This is a genomic window from Symploca atlantica LB2515 (assembly GCF_052546295.1).
Genome location: NZ_JBQWMT010000001.1, coordinates 2,050,001 through 2,068,477, shown reverse-complemented (window position 1 = coordinate 2,068,477; position 18,477 = coordinate 2,050,001). Strand labels below are relative to the sequence as shown.

Below are 18,477 nucleotides of genomic sequence, written 5' to 3'. Positions count from 1 at the left end.
TAAAGCATGAAGGGTTAGGGGTAAAGTTTCAACCTTCAAGCGATCACTTCGGGGAGAACTACGCAAGCAACTTTTAACTTACTTTACAAGTACGTAGACGAGTTAATAAAAGGACAATTTCATCAATTGCGTGACGTAAATTGGTGCTAGATTGCTCGGATTGATTGACCATGATACTGAAGACCAAAGGCTGATAGGTAGGAACATCCAGATACCCTGATAAAGCTGAGACACCGCTCAAAGTTCCAGTTTTTGCCCGAAGATTACCTTGAGCTGCTGTGTTACTAAAGCGACTGCTTAAAGTGCCACTGATACCAGCAACTGGCAAAGAAGCACGGTAAACGGCTGCTTGAGGAGTTTGTGCGATTAACTTGAGAGTTTGTGCGATCGCTTCTGGAGTTACTAGGTTATGGCGAGACAGTCCCGAACCGTCAGCCAGGAGGTAGCTTGTGGGATCAACTCCCAGATTGGCTAAAGCTGCTTTCAACGGATCTTCTGGAGACAATTTACCCTGCTGTGTAGTATGGAGGGTACGTAGCAGCGCTTCTGCATAGAGGTTGTTACTCTCCTGATTGGTTGCGACTAACAAAACTGCTAAGGGAGGAGATTCAACTTTTGCTAATTCTCTTTCACCAGAAGCGACGTAGTTAGATGCTAAAGAAGCCCTAACCACCTCAATTCCTTCAGCTCTCAGTACATTTTGAAACCGTTCCAAGAAATACTTAGCCGGGTCAGGAATTGCCAGAAAATAAGAGTTGGACTCTGCATCAACTGCTAGCTTACCCGTAATTTGCAACTGGGGTTGACCTAAAATACCAGTAACTGCGGCAGAGTTTGGTGTTAGTGCTTCTGCGGTTAGGGAATTATTTCTCACTTGCCATTGTTTAGCAGCGATTTGGTCACTCCAACTCAACTCTAGAGCTTCACCGAGCTGTTGTGGTGATAGCGTCAGTTCAACAGCATTTTGATTCAAAATTAAGCTATTGACAGCTACAGCATAGGAAAAGTGTAAGTCAGACCACTCCCAGGTAGGATTGACGGCTGCTTCCTGAAAGTAGCCATCATCTACAATCAATTGCTCTACCTGGTGTATTCCTTGCCTCTTGAGTTGTTGTGCTAAGTCGCTCAGATCAGCATTATTAAGACTAGGGTCACCGCGTCCCGCCACGCGCAAAGAAGTTAAATTAGGAAGAGTGCCAGTACCATAAACCGATGTTTGAATCCGGAACCAGGAGCCAAGCTGGTGTAGAGTAGCTGCTGTTGTCAGAAGTTTAGCATTCGAGGCGGGTATAAAATAGCGAGATGCTTCACGAGCGTAGAGAGTTTCAGTAGTAGCTAGAGGTTGAATCAAAATACCCCAACGCGATCGCGCTAATTGGGGACGCTCAATAATTGCTTCAATGGCAGACTCTAAATCTCTAGGGCAAATAGGCTTGCTAACCTCTGGCGTTTCCTTGGCTGTATTTGAAGTAGCAACTTGAGCGATTGCCAGATTTTGCCCAAATATTAAGGATACTCCTAGCAAAGAAAGCAACAATCTGGGAAGTTTACTTAAGCTGAGTATGCTGGCTGGGGGAATCGGCATAACAATATTTCTGAGTGAAGTTGAAGGCAACCCAGCTTTTATTCTTGAGTACGGCTACGACGAAATATGCCACTCATGACAATTCCTGTCACCACCATACCAATCAATCCCAGACCATTTAATAGCACGTAAATAGGTCTGAGTTGCTCACCAAGATAGGTGCCTTGATGAATTGATAGCATGAGTTGTGAATACTCCCTTGGCATACCAAACCAGCTATTTCCTATACGGTAGATTATCCCTGTAATAGCCGTGACTAAGAAGGGAAGGAAAATAATTGGTGCTAGTGTGCGGTGAAGTTTGCGAAGAGTACGCTTGTCCATGATCATCTATCCGAAATTCTAAATGGAGCTGAGAGTTTTGACCGCTAGTCAGTTTTCCTCGGATACAGCTTGCCCATGCTGTCGCTACAGTTTAGCCTAAAATAAATCTGCCCAAATAACTTTAATTTACTTCAAAGCTTGATTGCCAAACAATTGTAGGGTATCTGTCAAAAAAAATTGGGATAGTGCTTCATTAATTATCAAAACCCAATCTGCTCATTCAGTTAGTAATTAAAAATCTAGAATCAAAGTAGTGATTTGCTACTGGTTTCTTATATCCATAGGTTGAAAAAAAACTTGGTCACTTTACATCTACAGATTGATAAAATCACGCTGTCATAAAGTTAACCTGTATACAGTTCAAATAAAAGTATTCGATTCTTCACCGGAGGGGAGTTTTGCCGTTGTGACCCCTAGTTCAAACATCGAAGTAGAGCGATGTCAGATGTTGAGACGGTGCGAGAGCAATCAGCCAACTAGAGCAGTGTAGAGTTTTTATCGCTTCCTCTACTTTGCCACTACCAGGGGGGAATTAAACTTCCTATCAGAACGGTCTGAGGTATTGGATGCCTGTGGTGGAAAAATTAAGTAATCCCAATTAGTTTTAAGGAGTGTTACATGACAATTACGCCCGATCAGATACCACCTCAGTCACAGTCTAGAAAACCAGCTTTGGAGTCAGAAATGACGCCAAAACCACAGTATGACCGCCCTGAGTATCAGGGAAGTGGCAAGTTGCGTGGCAAAGTGGCTTTAGTTACTGGAGGGGACAGTGGCATCGGTCGCTCAGTAGCTGTTCTCTATGCTAAAGAGGGAGCTGATATTGCTATTGTTTACCTCGATGAGCATGAAGATGCCCAAGAAACCAAGCGTCTTGTAGAGGAACAGGGTCAAAAGTGCTTACTAATTGCCGGAGATATTAGTGGCGAAAAGTTTTGTCAGGAAGTCGTACAAAAGACGATTGATCAGTTGGGCAAACTTGATATTCTTGTCAATAACGCTGCGGAGCAGTATTTAGAAGAAAGCATCGAAAAAATTGACGCAGAACGCTTAGGAAGTATTTTCAGCACGAATATTTTCTCAATGTTTTACTTGAGTAAAGCTGCTCTCCCCCATTTTCAAGAGGGAAGTTCAATTATTAACACTACGTCGATTAATGCTTATAAGGGTAATACTTCTTTACTGAGCTACTCAACTACAAAAGGTGCTATTCTGGCTTTCACCCGCTCACTTTCTCAATCTCTTGTGGGTAAAGGAATTCGCGTTAATGGTGTAGCACCAGGTCCCATCTGGACTCCTTTTATTCCTGATGCTTTTCCTTCTGAAGGAGTCGAAGGTTTTGGTAAACAAGTGCCGATGAAGCGACCTGGTCAGCCAGTAGAAGTAGCGACTAGCTTTGTCTTTTTGGCTTCCGATGATTCCAGCTATTTTACTGGTCAGGTATTACATCCTAACGGTGGGGTTGTAGTTGGTGCTTAGCTTTATGAGCTATTGGCTCATTGATATTAGAGCATTAGATCTCACCTTAGTTGTACTGGGGTGGGGTCTTTTTTTCTGATGGTGATAGCTCTTGGCAATTGTGTACGTCACCGTCAGGCATTGTAGTACCGCTCAGGTTGGCTCCGTCGAGGTTGACATCACTCAAGTCGACTCCACTTAAATTAGCCCCACTGAGATTTGCATCGCTCAGGTTGGCTCCACTCAAGTCGGCATTGCTTAAGTCGGCACCGAATAAGTCAGACTTCCTCAAGTCAACCTGACTCAAGTCGGCTTGATTGAGGTTGACTCCCGGAAGAGGAACTCCACTTAAATTAATTCCGGAAAGGGAGACTTGAGGAGCCATTAAGTAAGCTCCAGCCGCTATGGGGTGGAATCCATCGGGAAACTTAGTCTGTTCGTCGTACACCGTTCTTTGCAAGTTGATTTTACTCAAATTAGCTTCGCTCAAGTCGGCTTCATATAAGCAGGCTCCACTTAGGTTTGTCCGATTGAGGTTGGCTCCAACTAAGTTGGCTCCTCGTAAGTCAGCTCCGATTAGGTTAGCTCCTTGTAGGTCAGCTCCATTGAGGTCTGCGCCCACTAAACCGGCAATCATCATTGTCACAGCCCTCAAATCCGCGCCAGTCAGGCTAGCTAAACTCAGGTTAGCTCCAATTAAGTTAGCGCCCATCATGTCAGCTCCGCTTAAATCAGCTAAGCGCAAGTTCGCACCCTCCAATTCTGCTCCTTGCAAGTTAGCTGTTGCCAGAGTGCTGTGACTCAGATTTGCCCTCCATAAGTTAATTTGACTCAGATTTGCCTCAGTGAAATCGGCACCACTAAGGTTGGCTTGTCTGAGATTAACTCTGCTCAGGTTGACCAAACAGAAATTTCTGTCTCCCGCTGCATATTTCCTTAAAAGTTGATCAGCGTTCATGGGTTATACCTTTGTTACTTTCTCGCCACCACGAGTCAAATCACTCAGCTCGAACCTGAAGAGTCAACCTCTGGTCAGCCTCATTTAGCAACAGTGAGTTTGTATCTACTTCACTACTCAATCTGTGGTTTTGATCTTATAAAATATTTATTCAGAGTAGGCGATCCATTTTACTGCAATTTTCTTTTTTTTGTGACAATTGTTCATCAATTTGCCCCCAGTTAACAGTACTTATCTTCTTGATTTATTCAGTTTTTTTAAAAGCTCACCCTGAAAGTCATATTCTCTACTTGCTAAAAAAGACAGAGAGGTCACTTAAACCTCTCAGTAATATTAGTTAAGTTGACCTAGTTGATTACTTGCTAGATGCCATTTCTTTTTGTAAACGGCTCTTGGCCTCTTTGAAGCGAGTAGCCATTTGCTCCATTTGCTGCTCACTCATGTTCTGGCGAATTTTAGCCAGCGCGTCGTTTTCTTCCTCACGAACGTGTTCTTTAACTGCTTTCTTAAGTTTTTGAACTTTATCCTTGAAGTTAGCCGCGCTGGGGTCGCTAGACTTAATGTCTTCTAGCATCTGCTTCATTTGAGTTTGTTCGTCGTACAACTCCTGGGTATTGTTATAGTAGCTCCGGAGTGCTGGGTAGACGATTTCTTCTTCTGCTTCGGCATGAGCGCTTAGATCTTTGTAAATCTGGCCGAAAAACTCTTGGATTTTTTGAGGTTCTTTGGCGTTCTCAATTTCCGAAAAGAGAGTCTCTACCTTACGGTGATCAGTCTGGATGAGTTCGATAATATTCATCTCATCTTTAGTGCGGGTTACTGCACCGCCGAATACTCCACTTAAGGCTGCAACCGCATCCTGTACACGACCCCAAACGCCTTGATCTGGATCTTTACCAGTCAGTTCACGAGTACCTAAGATCTCTAAGATTCCTTTGAGTTGTTCTTGGTGAGCGCGGTTTTCAAAGTTAACTGTATTCAAAGGTGTGATAGCTTCTTCAATGTCTGCACCTACCACTTGAGCAGCCTTATGAATGATCAGTCCAGACATGACCTGTCCGTGCTTGAGTAGCTCGTGCTGCGTAACCTTTTCATACATAGAGAACTCTTTGGAATCCATCATTTGCTGAGTCTTTTCGATCAGCTGCTGGATTTTGTCTTTCGGCTGAGCTTGGACGCCGTACTCAACAATTACTGTTTCCAGCACACCCATATTTTTCTGGTCGTCATCGAGCATTTCCCGCAGGCGCTCAGCAATTTCAGAATCAGTACAAGCTGAAATTAACTTTTGTTCATTGGCAATTATTTGATTTTGTATTGCCTTCATATCACCCAATTTTTCGGCGATCGCTGTGCGTTTTGTGTCTTCGAGTTTTACTGCCATTTCTACTTCCGTTTGTCAGTTTTTTGGGATGGTTTATTCTGTTTGTTTTAGTTTCTCCTATGGCTAAATTTATTTCTTCTTTCTCTTGGTAGATTCATCTTCGAGCTGAGCAAGCCTGAGAAAATATTTGTTTAAGCACTATTACTATTATTTTTTTGCTAACGATATGCAACAAAGATTACGCCTTTAGATAGATGTATTTTAATTGGAGAATTAAATGGCTCTGAAACATTAGATTGATTTATTATAAATTGGTGATCGTTTATTTATAGAAAACTTCCAAAGTCAACTCTTATAAAGTAATCATCACCAGACCCATAATCAGAAAATGTTACACTCCCCTATTTACAAGCTGAAATCTTGTTGTAATTAAGGAGCCAAAAATTTTGCAAACAAACTAGACAGCATTTCTAGATTCTATTAACTGATATGGAGAAACTAACTCTTCGAGATAGCAGCACAACAGGAGAATAGTTCGTGACACAAGAAGGAAATTCAGGAATTGGAGAACAGGCACTTAATAAAGTAGCGGAGCTTAGCTTATCGGCAAAACTTAATGACGCTGAGGTTATAGATGTTGATATCGAAAGCGACGCTCTAGGGCTGGTACAGGGAGAAATAGATTCGGTTACCGTCAGGGGTGAAGGCTTAGTCACACCACAAGACCTAAGACTTGAGGAATTACAACTACAAGCGGATAACATTGCCATCGATATTCTCAGCACCGCCCTAGGCAAAATTGAACTGAGTCATCCCATTGATGCTTCAGGTCGTCTCGTACTCACCACAGCAGATCTTAATCGTGCCTTAAACTCCGACTATCTACGCCAACAGGTCCGAAATTTAAAGATTCCTCTCAACAATCGAAGATTGATAATTGATTTACAGAAAGTAGAATGCAGCTTACCAAGCAAAGATAAACTTGTTATTCAGGCAAAGGTTATTGCTCATCTGGTTAATAAAACTCAAAAAGCTAACTTCAGAGTCGTACTTAGCATTCGGGATGGTGGAGAGTATATTGCATTTGAGCAGGGCCAGTATCTTGAGGGCGAAGACTTACCGATAGAACAAACAGCAGCTCTATTGACGAAAATTAATGAAATTTTGAGTCTACGCTATTTCCGTTATCAGGGTATGCTGCTACAGATGAAGCGGCTAGAGGTGGACACAGACCAAGTAACGGTTTGGATTAAAGCTCATGTTGAGCAGCTTCCTTCTGCGTAACCCTCTAGACGAGATACGATGATCTACTAGCGGGTCTATTGAGGAAGCAACTATGCCCAGAACTCAACGTAACGATAACTTTATCGACAAATCCTTCACGGTGATGGCAGATCTCATTCTAAAAATTCTGCCTACGAAGAAACAAGCTAAGGAAGCTTTTGTTTACTACCGAGATGGTATGTCAGCTCAAGCCGATGGTGAATATGCCGAAGCCCTCGATAACTATAACGAAGCTCTGACATTAGAAGAAGACCCCTACGACCGCAGCTATATTCTTTACAACATGGGGCTAATTTATGCCAGTAATGGTGAACACCAGAAGGCTTTAGATCTCTATCACGAGGCCTTAGAATGCTACCCTCGTATGACTCAAGCCCTCAACAATGTCGCCGTAATTTACCACTATCAGGGTGAACAAGCAAAGGTAGCCGGAGACGCAGATGCGGCTGAGGCTTTGTACGACCAAGCTGCTGAATATTGGAAACGGGCGATTCGCATTGCCCCCAACAACTACATTGAGGCACAAAACTGGCTGAAAGTTACAGGTCGTTCAGCGATGGATGTCTACTTTTAGCTTTAGCTATTGGTCGCTAATTGTTTGTTGTTAACAAATTACTAGCGACCAATTACTAGGAAATTCTGCCTTTTTAGCACCTCAAGGGTGTCAACCCCTAACCAATAAATAACTAACTAATCCTATGATTGACCGTGAGCAAGTACGCAAAGTCGCTAATCTCGCCCGCTTGGAAATGACACCACAGGAAGAAGAGCAGTTTGCAGGTCAGCTAAGTAATATTTTGGACTACTTTGAGCAGCTAAGTGAATTAGATACTGATGATGTACCACCAACTACACGGGCAATTGATGTCAGTAACGTGACTAGACCAGATGAGTTAAAACTATACCCTGATAGGGAAGCGATGCTCAAAGAAGCTCCCGAACAAGATGGTGACTACTTCAGAGTGCCAAAAATTCTCAATGAAGAGAGTTAAACATCCAAAAAAAGGTGATGAGGAGGAAACTATGGCTACAGGGATGCTTATCAATGGGCAATGGACTCACGAAGCCTATCAGCAAGATTCCCAAGGAAGATTTAAGCGGAATCCCACCAAGTTCCGTAACTGGGTAAGTACTGATGGTTCTACAGACTTTAAAGTCGAGTTAGGGCGCTACCATTTGTATGTTTCCTATGCCTGTCCTTGGGCGCATCGTACTCTGATAATGCAGAAATTAAAGGGTTTATCAGAGGCGATTACTGTTTCAATTGTTGACCCTTTTATGAATGAAGAGGGTTGGGAGTTCTCTGATGCTCCTGGTTGCATACCTGATACAGTTAACGGATCTCGCTATCTGCGGGAAGTGTATCTTAAAGCGGATCCTAACTGTACTGGACGGGTGACGGTGCCAATTCTTTGGGATAAGGAAACTAACACAATTGTAAATAATGAATCCCTCGAAATTATCCGGATGTTCGACACCGAGTTTACCGCAATTGCTCAGTCGGATGTTAGTTTCTATCCCGATAGTTTGCGTGAGAAAATTGATCAGGCAATTGACGCCATTTATGAGCCGATTAACAATGGCGTTTATCGGTCAGGGTTTGCCAAAACTCAAAATGCTTACGATGAAGCAGTAACGGAACTGTTCGAGGCTCTTGATTATTGGGAAGATATTTTAAGCAAGCAGCGTTATCTTTGTGGAGAGAGGCTGACTGAAGCTGATTGGTGTATGTTCACCACCCTGCTGCGCTTTGATCCTGTCTATTATGTCCATTTCAAGTGCAATTTGAGGCGCATAGTTGACTATCCCAATTTGTGGAATTATTTGAAAGACCTTTACCAGCAGCCAGGAGTGAAGGAAACTTGCAATCTTGATCATATCAAGCAGCACTATTACAAAAGCCATCCTTTTATTAATCCGAGTGGCATTGTGCCGAAAGGGCCGGTGATTAATTTTGAGGAACCTCATAACCGTGGATAGTTTGATGGTGCTATATTCCTAGTGCTACCCAGTGAAAATTATTGAAAGTGATCGACATTACTGATTGATAGATATTAGTAATCTACGATATTTCTGGCATTGTATCTCTTAATTAATGCCGGTTTAATTTTCCAACTTCCTCAGTTTTAAGAACCTCAATAAATAATAACTCCGGGTTATCAATGTTTAATCCCAGTAAAATTCTTATTGATGCTTTCGTGCGAGAACTCAAGGCAGGATACTACTCAGCTTATGGTGGTCTGAAGTCAGACTATGCCGACATTATTGGCTGGGTTGGCAATATGGCATTAGAAAATATCGCCAATAGTAATGCTCTGTATCATAATGTTGAACACACCGTCTTTGTGACTTTAGTAGGTCAAGAAATTTTGCGGGGTAAACATATTCGTGAAGGTGGAGTTTCCTGTGAGAACTGGTTGCATTTCGTGATTTCTCTGTTGTGTCACGATATCGGCTATGTCAAGGGAGTCTGTCGCCAGGATCGACCTGAGTTTCGAGTATATGCTATCGGAAAAGAGGATATTACCGTTACACTTCCCTTGGGTTCTACCGATGCTAGCTTGACTAATTATCATGTTGATCGGGGTAAGCTATTCATCGAAGAACGATTTGGTGGTCATAAACTCATTGATGCTCCCATCATCAAGGAAAATATTGAATTAACTCGCTTTCCTGTTCCTTTAGACTCTGACCATCAAGATACTGTCAATTATCCAGGTTTAGTGAGGGCGGCAGATCTAATTGGTCAACTTAGTGACCCCCGCTATTTAGATAAGACGGTTGCTTTATTCTACGAATTTGAAGAAATTGGTATGAATAAAGAGTTAGGTTATTGCCACCCAGATGAGCTGCGGCTCAATTATCCCAAATTTTACTGGAAGGTAGTCTATCCTTACATCCATCAAGCCCTAGGTTATCTGAGGCTAACTCAAGAAGGTAAACAAATTCTCGCCAATCTCTACGCCCATGTCTTTGAAGTGGAACATGAGTCGCATCTACAGCCTGTTTTGACCTACTAAAGCTAGCCGTTAGGCTTTATCCAAGGTGAAGGTTAAGTGGGTAATAGTTGCACTTGCTCCCAGAGAAGACGATAGAGTTGCAAGGGTAAGTCTTTTCCTTTGACCTGAACAGGTGCCATCTTCTGTAAAGGCAGAGTCCGATTTTCGAGTTTATTAAAAGTACTTTGGGAAATAAGGATCTCGTCAGCTTTGGCAACACTACAGATACGGCTAGCAACATTAGTAGTATCACCAATGGCTGCATACTGAATCAGTTTTTTTGAGCCAATGTTTCCCGCCGCCACTTTTCCTGTGTTGAGTCCAATATGAATTTTAATTTCTAAGTTACGCCGTTTTGCCCACTCTTGATTAAGACGGCATACCGCCCATTGCATAGCGATTGCTGCTTGAACAGCTTGATCCACGTCATTTTTTCGCTGGTAAGGAGCGCCCCAAACTGCTAGTAGGGCATCTCCAATATATTTTTCTAAAGTTCCTTCGTAAGGAAATACAATCTCCTCTACCATAATCTGGAAGTATTCATTGAGCATCTCAATTAATTGCCGAGGTTCCATTTGAGAAGACATTTCTGTAAAGCTGCTGATGTCACAAAACAGTACTGTTACTTCAGTGTCAATAATCTCTAAGTTACCTTCTTCTCTGAGCTTTTTGCTGACACTTTCGGGAAAGAAACGCTCAAGTTTATCGAGTAAAACCGCTTCTGCTTGCATCTGTTGGTAAAGTCGGGAATTTTCAATTGCGATCGCGGCTTGGTTCGCCAGACAAGCCAGAAACACAAGATCTTCGTCAGAGTAGACATTAACCAAGGATAAATGATCAACGTATAGTACCCCGATTACTACCTCCCGCTTTTTCAGGGGTACACACATTGAGGCATGGATACCTTGTTTGAGAATAGAGTCTGAATCTTTTAACTGTGGATCAAGGCAAGCATCAGCGGTTTTGATGGCATCTCCATTTTTGGCAACCAAATTGGTAATTCTTTTACTATAGAAGTTGTAGTCTGCTGTGATTCCTGACTTTGACTTGGCAGCTTGACGTTCAAGTACTCCTGTTGCTTGATTTACTAAGAGAATTGCCCCTCGATCTACATCCATGTTTTTGAACAGTTGGTCGAGAATTTTCTCTAACAGTTTCTCTGGTTCTTCAGGGGAAGAAAGCTGTTGACTAACTTTGAGCAAAGTATTTAATTTCGTAACTGCCTGTTGAGCAACATAGGGTGGTGCCAAACTAGGAACTGCCAAGTCTTGGTGCAGTAAGTTTTGCATAGCAATTTCTGTTTGCTCAGGTGAGAAGCATGTGACAATTGATATCTGAGTTTCTTCGAGATCTAGAGGATCCTGTCCAGAATTTTTGAGGGCCTCAACAAACTGGAAAACTATACCACCACAACGTATTAAGTCCCCGTCTTTGAGTTCGTAGTGGTCAATTACCACTCCGTTGACAAAGGTATGATTGAGGCTGTGCAAATCCCGAATAATAGCCTGAGTATCAGTAATCCCAATCTCTGCGTGTTTGCGGGAAAGACTCTTGTGGTTCACGACAATACTATTGTCTGCGTCGCGTCCAATGCTGTTGGTGCCAAAACTCAATTTGTGAGTTTTGGCATCAGGAGTTTTAGGCTCGGAGATTAGATATGGCACATCCTCTGCTCAGGGTTACTCAGGCTTAAATTTCTTACCCTACCTTAAATAGGGGACAAATCTTTTCTAGCACTTGCACCCCTAATAAAACTAAGATACCAAAACAATATTGTGGACAAAAAAATTCTTACCAAGTTTCCTGGATTAAGCAGTTCTAGTGATGGTTCAAATTCAAGGAGCGATCGCAAGTAATCAGGTCAACTATGCAACAGACAAAGTGCATACACCATAGCCAAAAAGTTTGGCATTGAAGCTCTTTGCCAAAAAAAATTCCTTACCAGGATCACCTAGTAAGAAAAATAAGTCTTGATAATCTTCCTATTCAAACGGAGAGGGGGGGATTCGAACCCCCGATGGTTGTGACACCATAACAGATTTCGAGTCTGCCGCATTCAACCGCTCTGCCACCTCTCCTCTTAGAGGAGGTATCCTCAGTTATTCTACTGACATCCAGCAAGATTTACTAGCACTTTACAACAACGGGCTATCTTTATTGATTCTCTCAAGAGTTGTTTGAAAATCATCTTGAGGTGTCCACTGGATAGCACCATCACGTCCAGCCCAGTAGAGTGTAATTCCAGCTTTTTGCAGTAGCTGTGCTGTTTCTTGATTCACCGTCTCGGATGAAGCAATCGCCACTTTCGGTTTCAGGGCATCTAAAAATTCCGGTGTTAGGCTGTCTCCAGACCAATAAAGTACTTGCATTTGAGGGAGGTTCTCGCTTGCTACTAACTTTTGCTGCAAAGCTGGCTCGCTTTTTCCTAGAAGCAACCAATTTTGATTACGCAGTTGTAGTTGCAGTACTGATGGTTCAATATTGATCAATTTAAGAGTAGTAGAGGCAACAGAAATTGTTTCACCTGTTGACAGGGACTGATAGTTACCCTTTTGAGACTTAACTGTACTAACAATGTAGTCGTGGTAAGCGGTAGATTCTCGATCCTGAGTATCGCTTGACGGAGGTTGTGAAGCGGCAGTATCGTAAAACTTCTTGACTGATAAACTTTCTAATATAGGAACCCAGCCACTTCTAAGGCGAGGTTGCATATCTAAGGCAATAGCCCAGTCGAGGTGATTAACTCCTTGCTGTCGCAGAAACGGTAACACGACAAAAGTGGCTGTTTCTGCTTCTCCACTATTCAATAGGGCAACTCTATTCCTGTCTTGAACTACTAAAATTTGTTCTTGGTTACCAGCTAGAATGGTTACTTGCAACTGTGCTACCTTGGTTTGCCATCCAGGAAGTATCACTAAGGTCAGTGCGATGCCACTCAGTAGCCACCAGTGATTGCGCCATTTTCGGTTAATACTGGTGAATCCAAGCAATCCGTACAATAACAGCAGTTGCCATAAGGAAATTTGTCCAACAGCGATGGAACTCCCTGGCAAATTGTTAAAAAATTCCACTAAATTCATCAATAACTGAGTTGGATAGTAGAGCAGCCAAGCCAAGCTACTTCCCACACTGGATGATACTAGTGCTGCCGCTGTACTAATAACACCACCCAAACTGATGAGAGCGATTAAAGGAGAACAAGTTATGTTAGCTGCAACACTGTAGGGAGCAATTTTGTAAAAAACATAGAGTTGTAGTGGTAATGTCCATAAGGAAGCAGCTAGCGAAACTGCAATCAGGGAAGCGATTGTGGATGGTAGCCAGTCTAACTTCTTGGTCAGCATTGGTGCTGTTACTAATAATCCTAGCGTTGCCAAAAAGCTCAACTGAAATCCCAAATCCCAAATCCAAAGAGGATTCCACAACAACAAAATAGTTGCTGCTACTAGCAGTGAACCCAAAGGTTTAACCTGGCGTTGGGTTACTAAAGCTACTAATGCCCCCAATCCCATAATTGCTGCTCGCATCACCGAGGGCTGTAGACCGGTTAATCCTACATAGACGATTAGGGTACTTAGTCCAATGCCAAATTGGGTTCGTGTTCCCCAACGCCTCGTTAATGCCAAAACTAAACCCAAAATCAGAGAAATATGAAATCCAGAGGCTGCTAGTACATGAGCTAAGCCAGCCTCGATAAACTGGTCACGTATATCGTAGGGTAAGTCAACAGCACGACGACCCAAGACCATAGAACTTACAAGCTGCCCCTTCGGGCTACCTAACGAGCGCATTTGTGAACGGATAATTCGCTCTCTAACCATCCACCATCCCCAAGGTTTTTCTTGACTTTCGTCGGGGAAGCTGACCTGACGCCCACTCATACCAGCAAAAGCGCCTTCTCGAGCCAGGTACGCTTGAAAATCAAAAGCCCCTGGATTTTTGGCTGGTTTGGGTTCATATAAAATGCCGGTAATAGCAATTATTTGACCGGGATAGAGACTGGTAGCTTGAAGCAGTGGAACTGTTACGTATAACTTGCCGCTGACTCCCTTACTAATTGCACCGTTCTTGTCCTGACTTTTTAGTTCACTCAGTTGCTTTGCTTCTAACCAGAATTGTCCTCGTCCGCTGCGTGTAAGGCGAGGTATGCTCTCAACTTCCCCTTGAATGGTGATAAATTGCGCTGGTGTTGTGCCACTACCTGACTGGGCGAACTGGCTGATATCATTCAGTTCTGGTTGCGGCATTCTTGCTTGGAAATAGATAACCGCTAGGGATCCAACAAGTCCTGCTGCTAGCCAGAGCCTGGGCTTTGGTCCTGTTCGCCAAAGTCGGGGTAAGGTAATTGCGGCTACTATCCCGAATACAGCTAGTACCGTAACCATTATGAAAGACTCTGTCCAGCGATTAGCAGGAGTAAGTAATCCCAGGCTAGCTGTAGAAAGTAGACCAATAATATAAGCCAAACTCAGTAGAGCACCACTGGCAGGATTCATCTGACTGCTCAACCCAACTTCTAACCTAATACTCTATTAAAGATAGAACGCAACACTAGTAAGTTACGAATACTAGAAAGCGCACCTTGATTCCTCTCCTTAATAGGAGAGCTTGCCAGCGCAAGCTTAGCTACTGACTCTTCGACTACACAACAGGGGTACTGTGGTAATCAGATTTTCTTAAAAGAGGGAACTCAAGATTTTCTCTCTGTTGTAAGTAGAGTTGAGCCGCTCGCCGTGCTAAATTGCGAATTCTACCAATGTAGAGAGTCCTCTCCGTGACTGAAATGACGCCTCTGGCATCAAGTAAGTTGAACGTATGAGAGCATTTCAGGACGTAGTCAAGTGTGGGGAGAACTAGCCTTTGTTTGCTCAGTTTCTCTGCTTCCTGCTCGTAGAGACTAAACAAAGTGAACAGCAAGTCGGGGTTAGAAGCCTCAAAGTTATAGGTACATTGTTCAATTTCTCCCTGAAGATGAACATCTCCATAGCTAATTTGCTCGTTCCAGCGAATTTTAGTAAAAGCATCGACTTCTTGCAGATACATGACTAGTCGCTCTAGACCATAGGTAATTTCTATGGATACGGGATGACAATCAATCCCGCCACACTGCTGGAAGTAAGTGAATTGAGTAATTTCCATTCCATCGAGCCAAACTTCCCAGCCGACGCCCCAAGCTCCTAGCGTCGGGGATTCCCAATTATCTTCTACAAATCTAATGTCGTGGTCTTCAGGATTGATTCCTAATGCCCTGAGGGAACTTAGATAAATTTCCTGGATGTTATCTGGTGAAGGTTTGATCAATACCTGGTACTGGTAGTAGTGCTGATAGCGATTCGGGTTTTCGCCGTAGCGCCCATCTGTGGGTCGTCTGCACGGTTCTACGTAAGCTACCGACCAAGGCTCAGGACCAATTGCTCTCAAGAATGTGTGTGGATTCATGGTGCCAGCACCTTTTTCTGTGTCATAGGGTTGGGCAATCAGGCAACCGCGATTACTCCAGAACTGATTGAGCGTAGCAATCACTGACTGAAAATTCACGTCTAACCTCCACTTATGTATTCTCACAACATCTAATCTCATTTCCATTGTCCCGTAAATGCATTGTCATATCTACGTTTGAGACTTCAGGAAAATATTTTCCCAAAAAAGGTTGACAAGAAAGAGAAAGGAGGATTATATTAGTAAAGCGCTTGAGGGGAAGACAAACGACTCCCAAGCCCCGAACCTAGACAAAGCAATAGTTTGAAAGCTTTAAAAGAGCATTGGCACTCGTCAAGTAAATTGAAAGTGAAAGGGTTAGCCCTGACACTAGCATAAGAGATAACGAGAGAACCAGGAACTAGAAGCGCAAGCAACTGGAACCACAAATTCTCAAAAACAACACGGAGAGTTTGATCCTGGCTCAGGATGAACGCTGGCGGTATGCCTAACACATGCAAGTCGAACGCACCTTTCGGGGTGAGTGGCGGACGGGTGAGTAACGCGTGAGAATCTGCCTTTTGGTCGGGGACAACCACTGGAAACGGTGGCTAATACCGGATGTGCCTACGGGTGAAAGATTTATTGCCAAAAGAGGAGCTCGCGTCTGATTAGCTAGTTGGTGGGGTAAAGGCTTACCAAGGCAGCGATCAGTAGCTGGTCTGAGAGGACGATCAGCCACACTGGGACTGAGACACGGCCCAGACTCCTACGGGAGGCAGCAGTGGGGAATTTTCCGCAATGGGCGAAAGCCTGACGGAGCAATACCGCGTGAGGGAGGAAGGCTCTTGGGTCGTAAACCTCTTTTGTCAGGGAAGAACACAATGACGGTACCTGACGAATCAGCATCGGCTAACTCCGTGCCAGCAGCCGCGGTAATACGGAGGATGCAAGCGTTATCCGGAATTATTGGGCGTAAAGCGTCCGCAGGTGGCTTGTCAAGTCTGCTGTCAAAGACTGGGGCTTAACTCCGGGCAGGCAGTGGAAACTGACAGGCTAGAGTGCAGGAGGGGTAGAGGGAATTCCCGGTGTAGCGGTGAAATGCGTAGATATCGGGAAGAACATCGGTGGCGAAGGCGCTCTACTGGACTGCAACTGACACTCAGGGACGAAAGCTAGGGGAGCGAATGGGATTAGATACCCCAGTAGTCCTAGCCGTAAACGATGGATACTAGGTGTGGCTTGTATCGACCCGAGCCGTGCCGTAGCTAACGCGTTAAGTATCCCGCCTGGGGAGTACGCGCGCAAGCGTGAAACTCAAAGGAATTGACGGGGGCCCGCACAAGCGGTGGAGTATGTGGTTTAATTCGATGCAACGCGAAGAACCTTACCAGGGCTTGACATGTCGCGAATCTCCGGGAAACTGGGGAGTGCCTTCGGGAGCGCGAACACAGGTGGTGCATGGCTGTCGTCAGCTCGTGTCGTGAGATGTTGGGTTAAGTCCCGCAACGAGCGCAACCCTCGTTTTTAGTTGCCAGCACTTCGGGTGGGCACTCTAGAGAGACTGCCGGTGACAAACCGGAGGAAGGTGGGGATGACGTCAAGTCAGCATGCCCCTTACGTCCTGGGCTACACACGTACTACAATGGTAGGGACAGAGGGCAGCGAACTCGCGAGAGTCAGCGAATCCCGTAAACCCTGCCTCAGTTCAGATTGCAGGCTGCAACTCGCCTGCATGAAGGAGGAATCGCTAGTAATCGCAGGTCAGCATACTGCGGTGAATCCGTTCCCGGGCCTTGTACACACCGCCCGTCACACCATGGAAGCTGGCCACGCCCGAAGTCGTTACCCTAACCTTTCGAGGAGGGGGACGCCGAAGGCAGGGTTGGTGACTGGGGTGAAGTCGTAACAAGGTAGCCGTACCGGAAGGTGTGGCTGGATCACCTCCTTTTTAGGGAGACCTAACTAGTCAGCAACTAAACCCAAATGAAGGTAGCTGAACTAGAGATTAAGGTCGGCCGAGTGTCAATCTCAAAGCTTTCAAACTATTAACTGGTTCGGTTGAAACTCTCTTGAGTGATTAACCAACTATTCCCGGTAACATGGGCTATTAGCTCAGGTGGTTAGAGCGCACCCCTGATAAGGGTGAGGTCCCTGGTTCGAGTCCAGGATGGCCCACCTCAACTGGGAGTGATAGAAGTTCTTCTAGCTTTATCAAACGGCAGCTAAGTCAATCATTGAGCTGCTCTCGAACCAAACTTTGGAGCAATTAGAATTCAGCACCTTTACTGAGACGAAAGTTCAGTGGAATGCTGGATGCTAAATCCAGTCAGCACCTTGAAAACTGCATAGCAATTATTGTGGTCAAAATTTCTGTCAAGTGACGCTCTTGCCCTTGAGGCAAGGAAGTTAACTAGAGAAAAGAGACAAACCAATGTGGTCAAGCTACAAAGGGCTAATGGTGGATACCTAGGCACACAGAGGCGATGAAGGACGTAGCAACCGACGATACGCTCCGGGGAGCTGGAAGCAAGCTTTGAGCCGGAGGTTTCCGAATGGGGCAACCCTAAGTACTGCTCAACGAATCCATAAGTGAGCAAGAGCGAACCCAGTGAACTGAAACATCTTAGTAGCTGGAGGAAAAGAAAGCAACAGCGATTCCCTGAGTAGCGGCGAGCGAAACGGGAAGTAGCCTAAACCACCTAGTATTCTAGGTGGGGTCGTGGGACAGCGACACTAGAGACGTGAGGTTAGAGGAAGCAGTTGAATGCTGCACCAGAGGAGGTGAAAGTCCTGTACTCGAAAGCCAAGTTTCTCTTAGCTGTATCCCGAGTAGCACGGGGCACGTGAAATCCCGTGTGAATCCGCGAGGACCACCTCGTAAGGCTAAATACTCCTGTGTGACCGATAGCGAAACAGTACCGCGAGGGAAAGGTGAAAAGAACCCCGGAAGGGGAGTGAAATAGAACCTGAAACCATTAGCCTACAAGCAATGGGAGGACGATTCAACGTCTGACCGTGTGCCTGTTGAAGAATGAGCCGGCGACTTACAGGTCGTGGCAGGTTAAGGCGAAAATGCCGCAGCCAAAGCGAAAGCGAGTCCGAATAGGGCGTAATGTCACGGTTTG

13 protein-coding genes, 2 tRNA genes and 2 rRNA genes (1 of these 17 running past the window's edge) are annotated in these 18,477 nt (G+C 44.5%); 9 read left to right on the top strand and 8 right to left on the bottom strand.

The features are described 5' to 3' along the window. Positions 1–73: 73 nt before the first annotated feature. Together dacB and ACT7WV_RS08725 are read right to left on the bottom strand one after the other, a co-directional pair. Positions 74–1,585, bottom strand: a complete 1,512-nt coding sequence (gene dacB, locus ACT7WV_RS08730) for a D-alanyl-D-alanine carboxypeptidase/D-alanyl-D-alanine endopeptidase (RefSeq protein ID WP_445102532.1) — start codon at positions 1,583–1,585, stop codon at positions 74–76. A 38-nt stretch (positions 1,586–1,623) separates the two neighbouring features. Further along, positions 1,624–1,908, bottom strand: coding sequence for a hypothetical protein (locus ACT7WV_RS08725; protein WP_445102531.1), 285 nt, complete (start codon positions 1,906–1,908; stop codon positions 1,624–1,626). 618 nt (positions 1,909–2,526) lie between these two features. Between ACT7WV_RS08725 and ACT7WV_RS08720 the strand changes: the two genes are divergently transcribed. Continuing rightward, on the top strand, positions 2,527–3,387 hold the full coding sequence (locus ACT7WV_RS08720) for an SDR family oxidoreductase (RefSeq protein WP_445102530.1): 861 nt from the start codon (positions 2,527–2,529) through the stop codon (positions 3,385–3,387). Between the two features lie 46 nt (positions 3,388–3,433). On the opposite strand, the gene ACT7WV_RS08715 is transcribed toward ACT7WV_RS08720, so the two are convergent. Together ACT7WV_RS08715 and ACT7WV_RS08710 are read right to left on the bottom strand one after the other, a co-directional pair. Beyond that, positions 3,434–4,324: a pentapeptide repeat-containing protein gene (locus ACT7WV_RS08715; RefSeq protein ID WP_445102529.1), complete on the bottom strand. Its 891-nt coding sequence runs from the start codon at positions 4,322–4,324 to the stop codon at positions 3,434–3,436. Between the two features lie 355 nt (positions 4,325–4,679). After that, positions 4,680–5,708: a hemerythrin domain-containing protein gene (locus ACT7WV_RS08710; protein ID WP_445102528.1), complete on the bottom strand. Its 1,029-nt coding sequence runs from the start codon at positions 5,706–5,708 to the stop codon at positions 4,680–4,682. Positions 5,709–6,185: 477 nt separating this feature from the next. Here ACT7WV_RS08710 and ACT7WV_RS08705 point away from each other — a divergent pair, with 477 nt between their 5' ends. The 5 genes from ACT7WV_RS08705 (at position 6,186) to ACT7WV_RS08685 (ending at position 9,952) form a co-directional block, all read left to right on the top strand. Further along, positions 6,186–6,932, top strand: coding sequence for an LmeA family phospholipid-binding protein (locus tag ACT7WV_RS08705; protein ID WP_445102527.1), 747 nt, complete (start codon positions 6,186–6,188; stop codon positions 6,930–6,932). Positions 6,933–6,984: 52 nt separating this feature from the next. Then, positions 6,985–7,506, top strand: coding sequence for a photosystem I assembly protein Ycf3 (locus ACT7WV_RS08700; protein ID WP_445102526.1), 522 nt, complete (start codon positions 6,985–6,987; stop codon positions 7,504–7,506). Between the two features lie 124 nt (positions 7,507–7,630). Continuing rightward, positions 7,631–7,924, top strand: coding sequence for an Asp-tRNA(Asn)/Glu-tRNA(Gln) amidotransferase subunit GatC (gene gatC / locus ACT7WV_RS08695; RefSeq protein ID WP_445102525.1), 294 nt, complete (start codon positions 7,631–7,633; stop codon positions 7,922–7,924). A 31-nt stretch (positions 7,925–7,955) separates the two neighbouring features. Beyond that, the gene (locus tag ACT7WV_RS08690; protein WP_463424235.1) at positions 7,956–8,912 is read left to right on the top strand and encodes a glutathione S-transferase family protein; all 957 of its coding nucleotides are present in this window, start codon (positions 7,956–7,958) and stop codon (positions 8,910–8,912) included. A 182-nt stretch (positions 8,913–9,094) separates the two neighbouring features. Further along, positions 9,095–9,952, top strand: a complete 858-nt coding sequence (locus ACT7WV_RS08685; RefSeq protein WP_445102523.1) for an Npun_R2479 family HD domain-containing metalloprotein — start codon at positions 9,095–9,097, stop codon at positions 9,950–9,952. Between the two features lie 32 nt (positions 9,953–9,984). Here ACT7WV_RS08685 and ACT7WV_RS08680 read toward each other — a convergent pair whose 3' ends face one another. The 4 genes from ACT7WV_RS08680 to glyQ all read right to left on the bottom strand — a co-directional run bounded on the left by ACT7WV_RS08680 (position 9,985) and on the right by glyQ (position 15,469). Then, the gene (locus ACT7WV_RS08680; RefSeq protein ID WP_445102522.1) at positions 9,985–11,595 is read right to left on the bottom strand and encodes an adenylate/guanylate cyclase domain-containing protein; all 1,611 of its coding nucleotides are present in this window, start codon (positions 11,593–11,595) and stop codon (positions 9,985–9,987) included. 327 nt (positions 11,596–11,922) lie between these two features. Beyond that, a tRNA-Ser gene (locus tag ACT7WV_RS08675) sits at positions 11,923–12,009 on the bottom strand. A 57-nt stretch (positions 12,010–12,066) separates the two neighbouring features. Then, a complete protein-coding gene (locus ACT7WV_RS08670; protein WP_445102521.1) occupies positions 12,067–14,427 on the bottom strand; it encodes a ComEC/Rec2 family competence protein in 2,361 nt (786 codons plus the stop codon). A 145-nt stretch (positions 14,428–14,572) separates the two neighbouring features. Continuing rightward, a complete protein-coding gene (gene glyQ / locus ACT7WV_RS08665; RefSeq protein WP_445102520.1) occupies positions 14,573–15,469 on the bottom strand; it encodes a glycine--tRNA ligase subunit alpha in 897 nt (298 codons plus the stop codon). Between the two features lie 341 nt (positions 15,470–15,810). Between glyQ and ACT7WV_RS08660 the strand changes: the two genes are divergently transcribed. From ACT7WV_RS08660 to ACT7WV_RS08650, 3 genes are all read left to right on the top strand, one after another. Next, positions 15,811–17,300: ribosomal RNA gene (locus ACT7WV_RS08660) — 16S ribosomal RNA — on the top strand. Between the two features lie 153 nt (positions 17,301–17,453). Further along, positions 17,454–17,527: transfer RNA gene (locus tag ACT7WV_RS08655), tRNA-Ile, on the top strand. A gap of 260 nt (positions 17,528–17,787) precedes the next feature. Then, positions 17,788–18,477 (top strand): 23S ribosomal RNA (locus ACT7WV_RS08650) (it continues 2,194 nt past the right edge of the window). Together the 16S and 23S rRNA genes with 1 tRNA gene alongside form the textbook arrangement of a ribosomal RNA operon.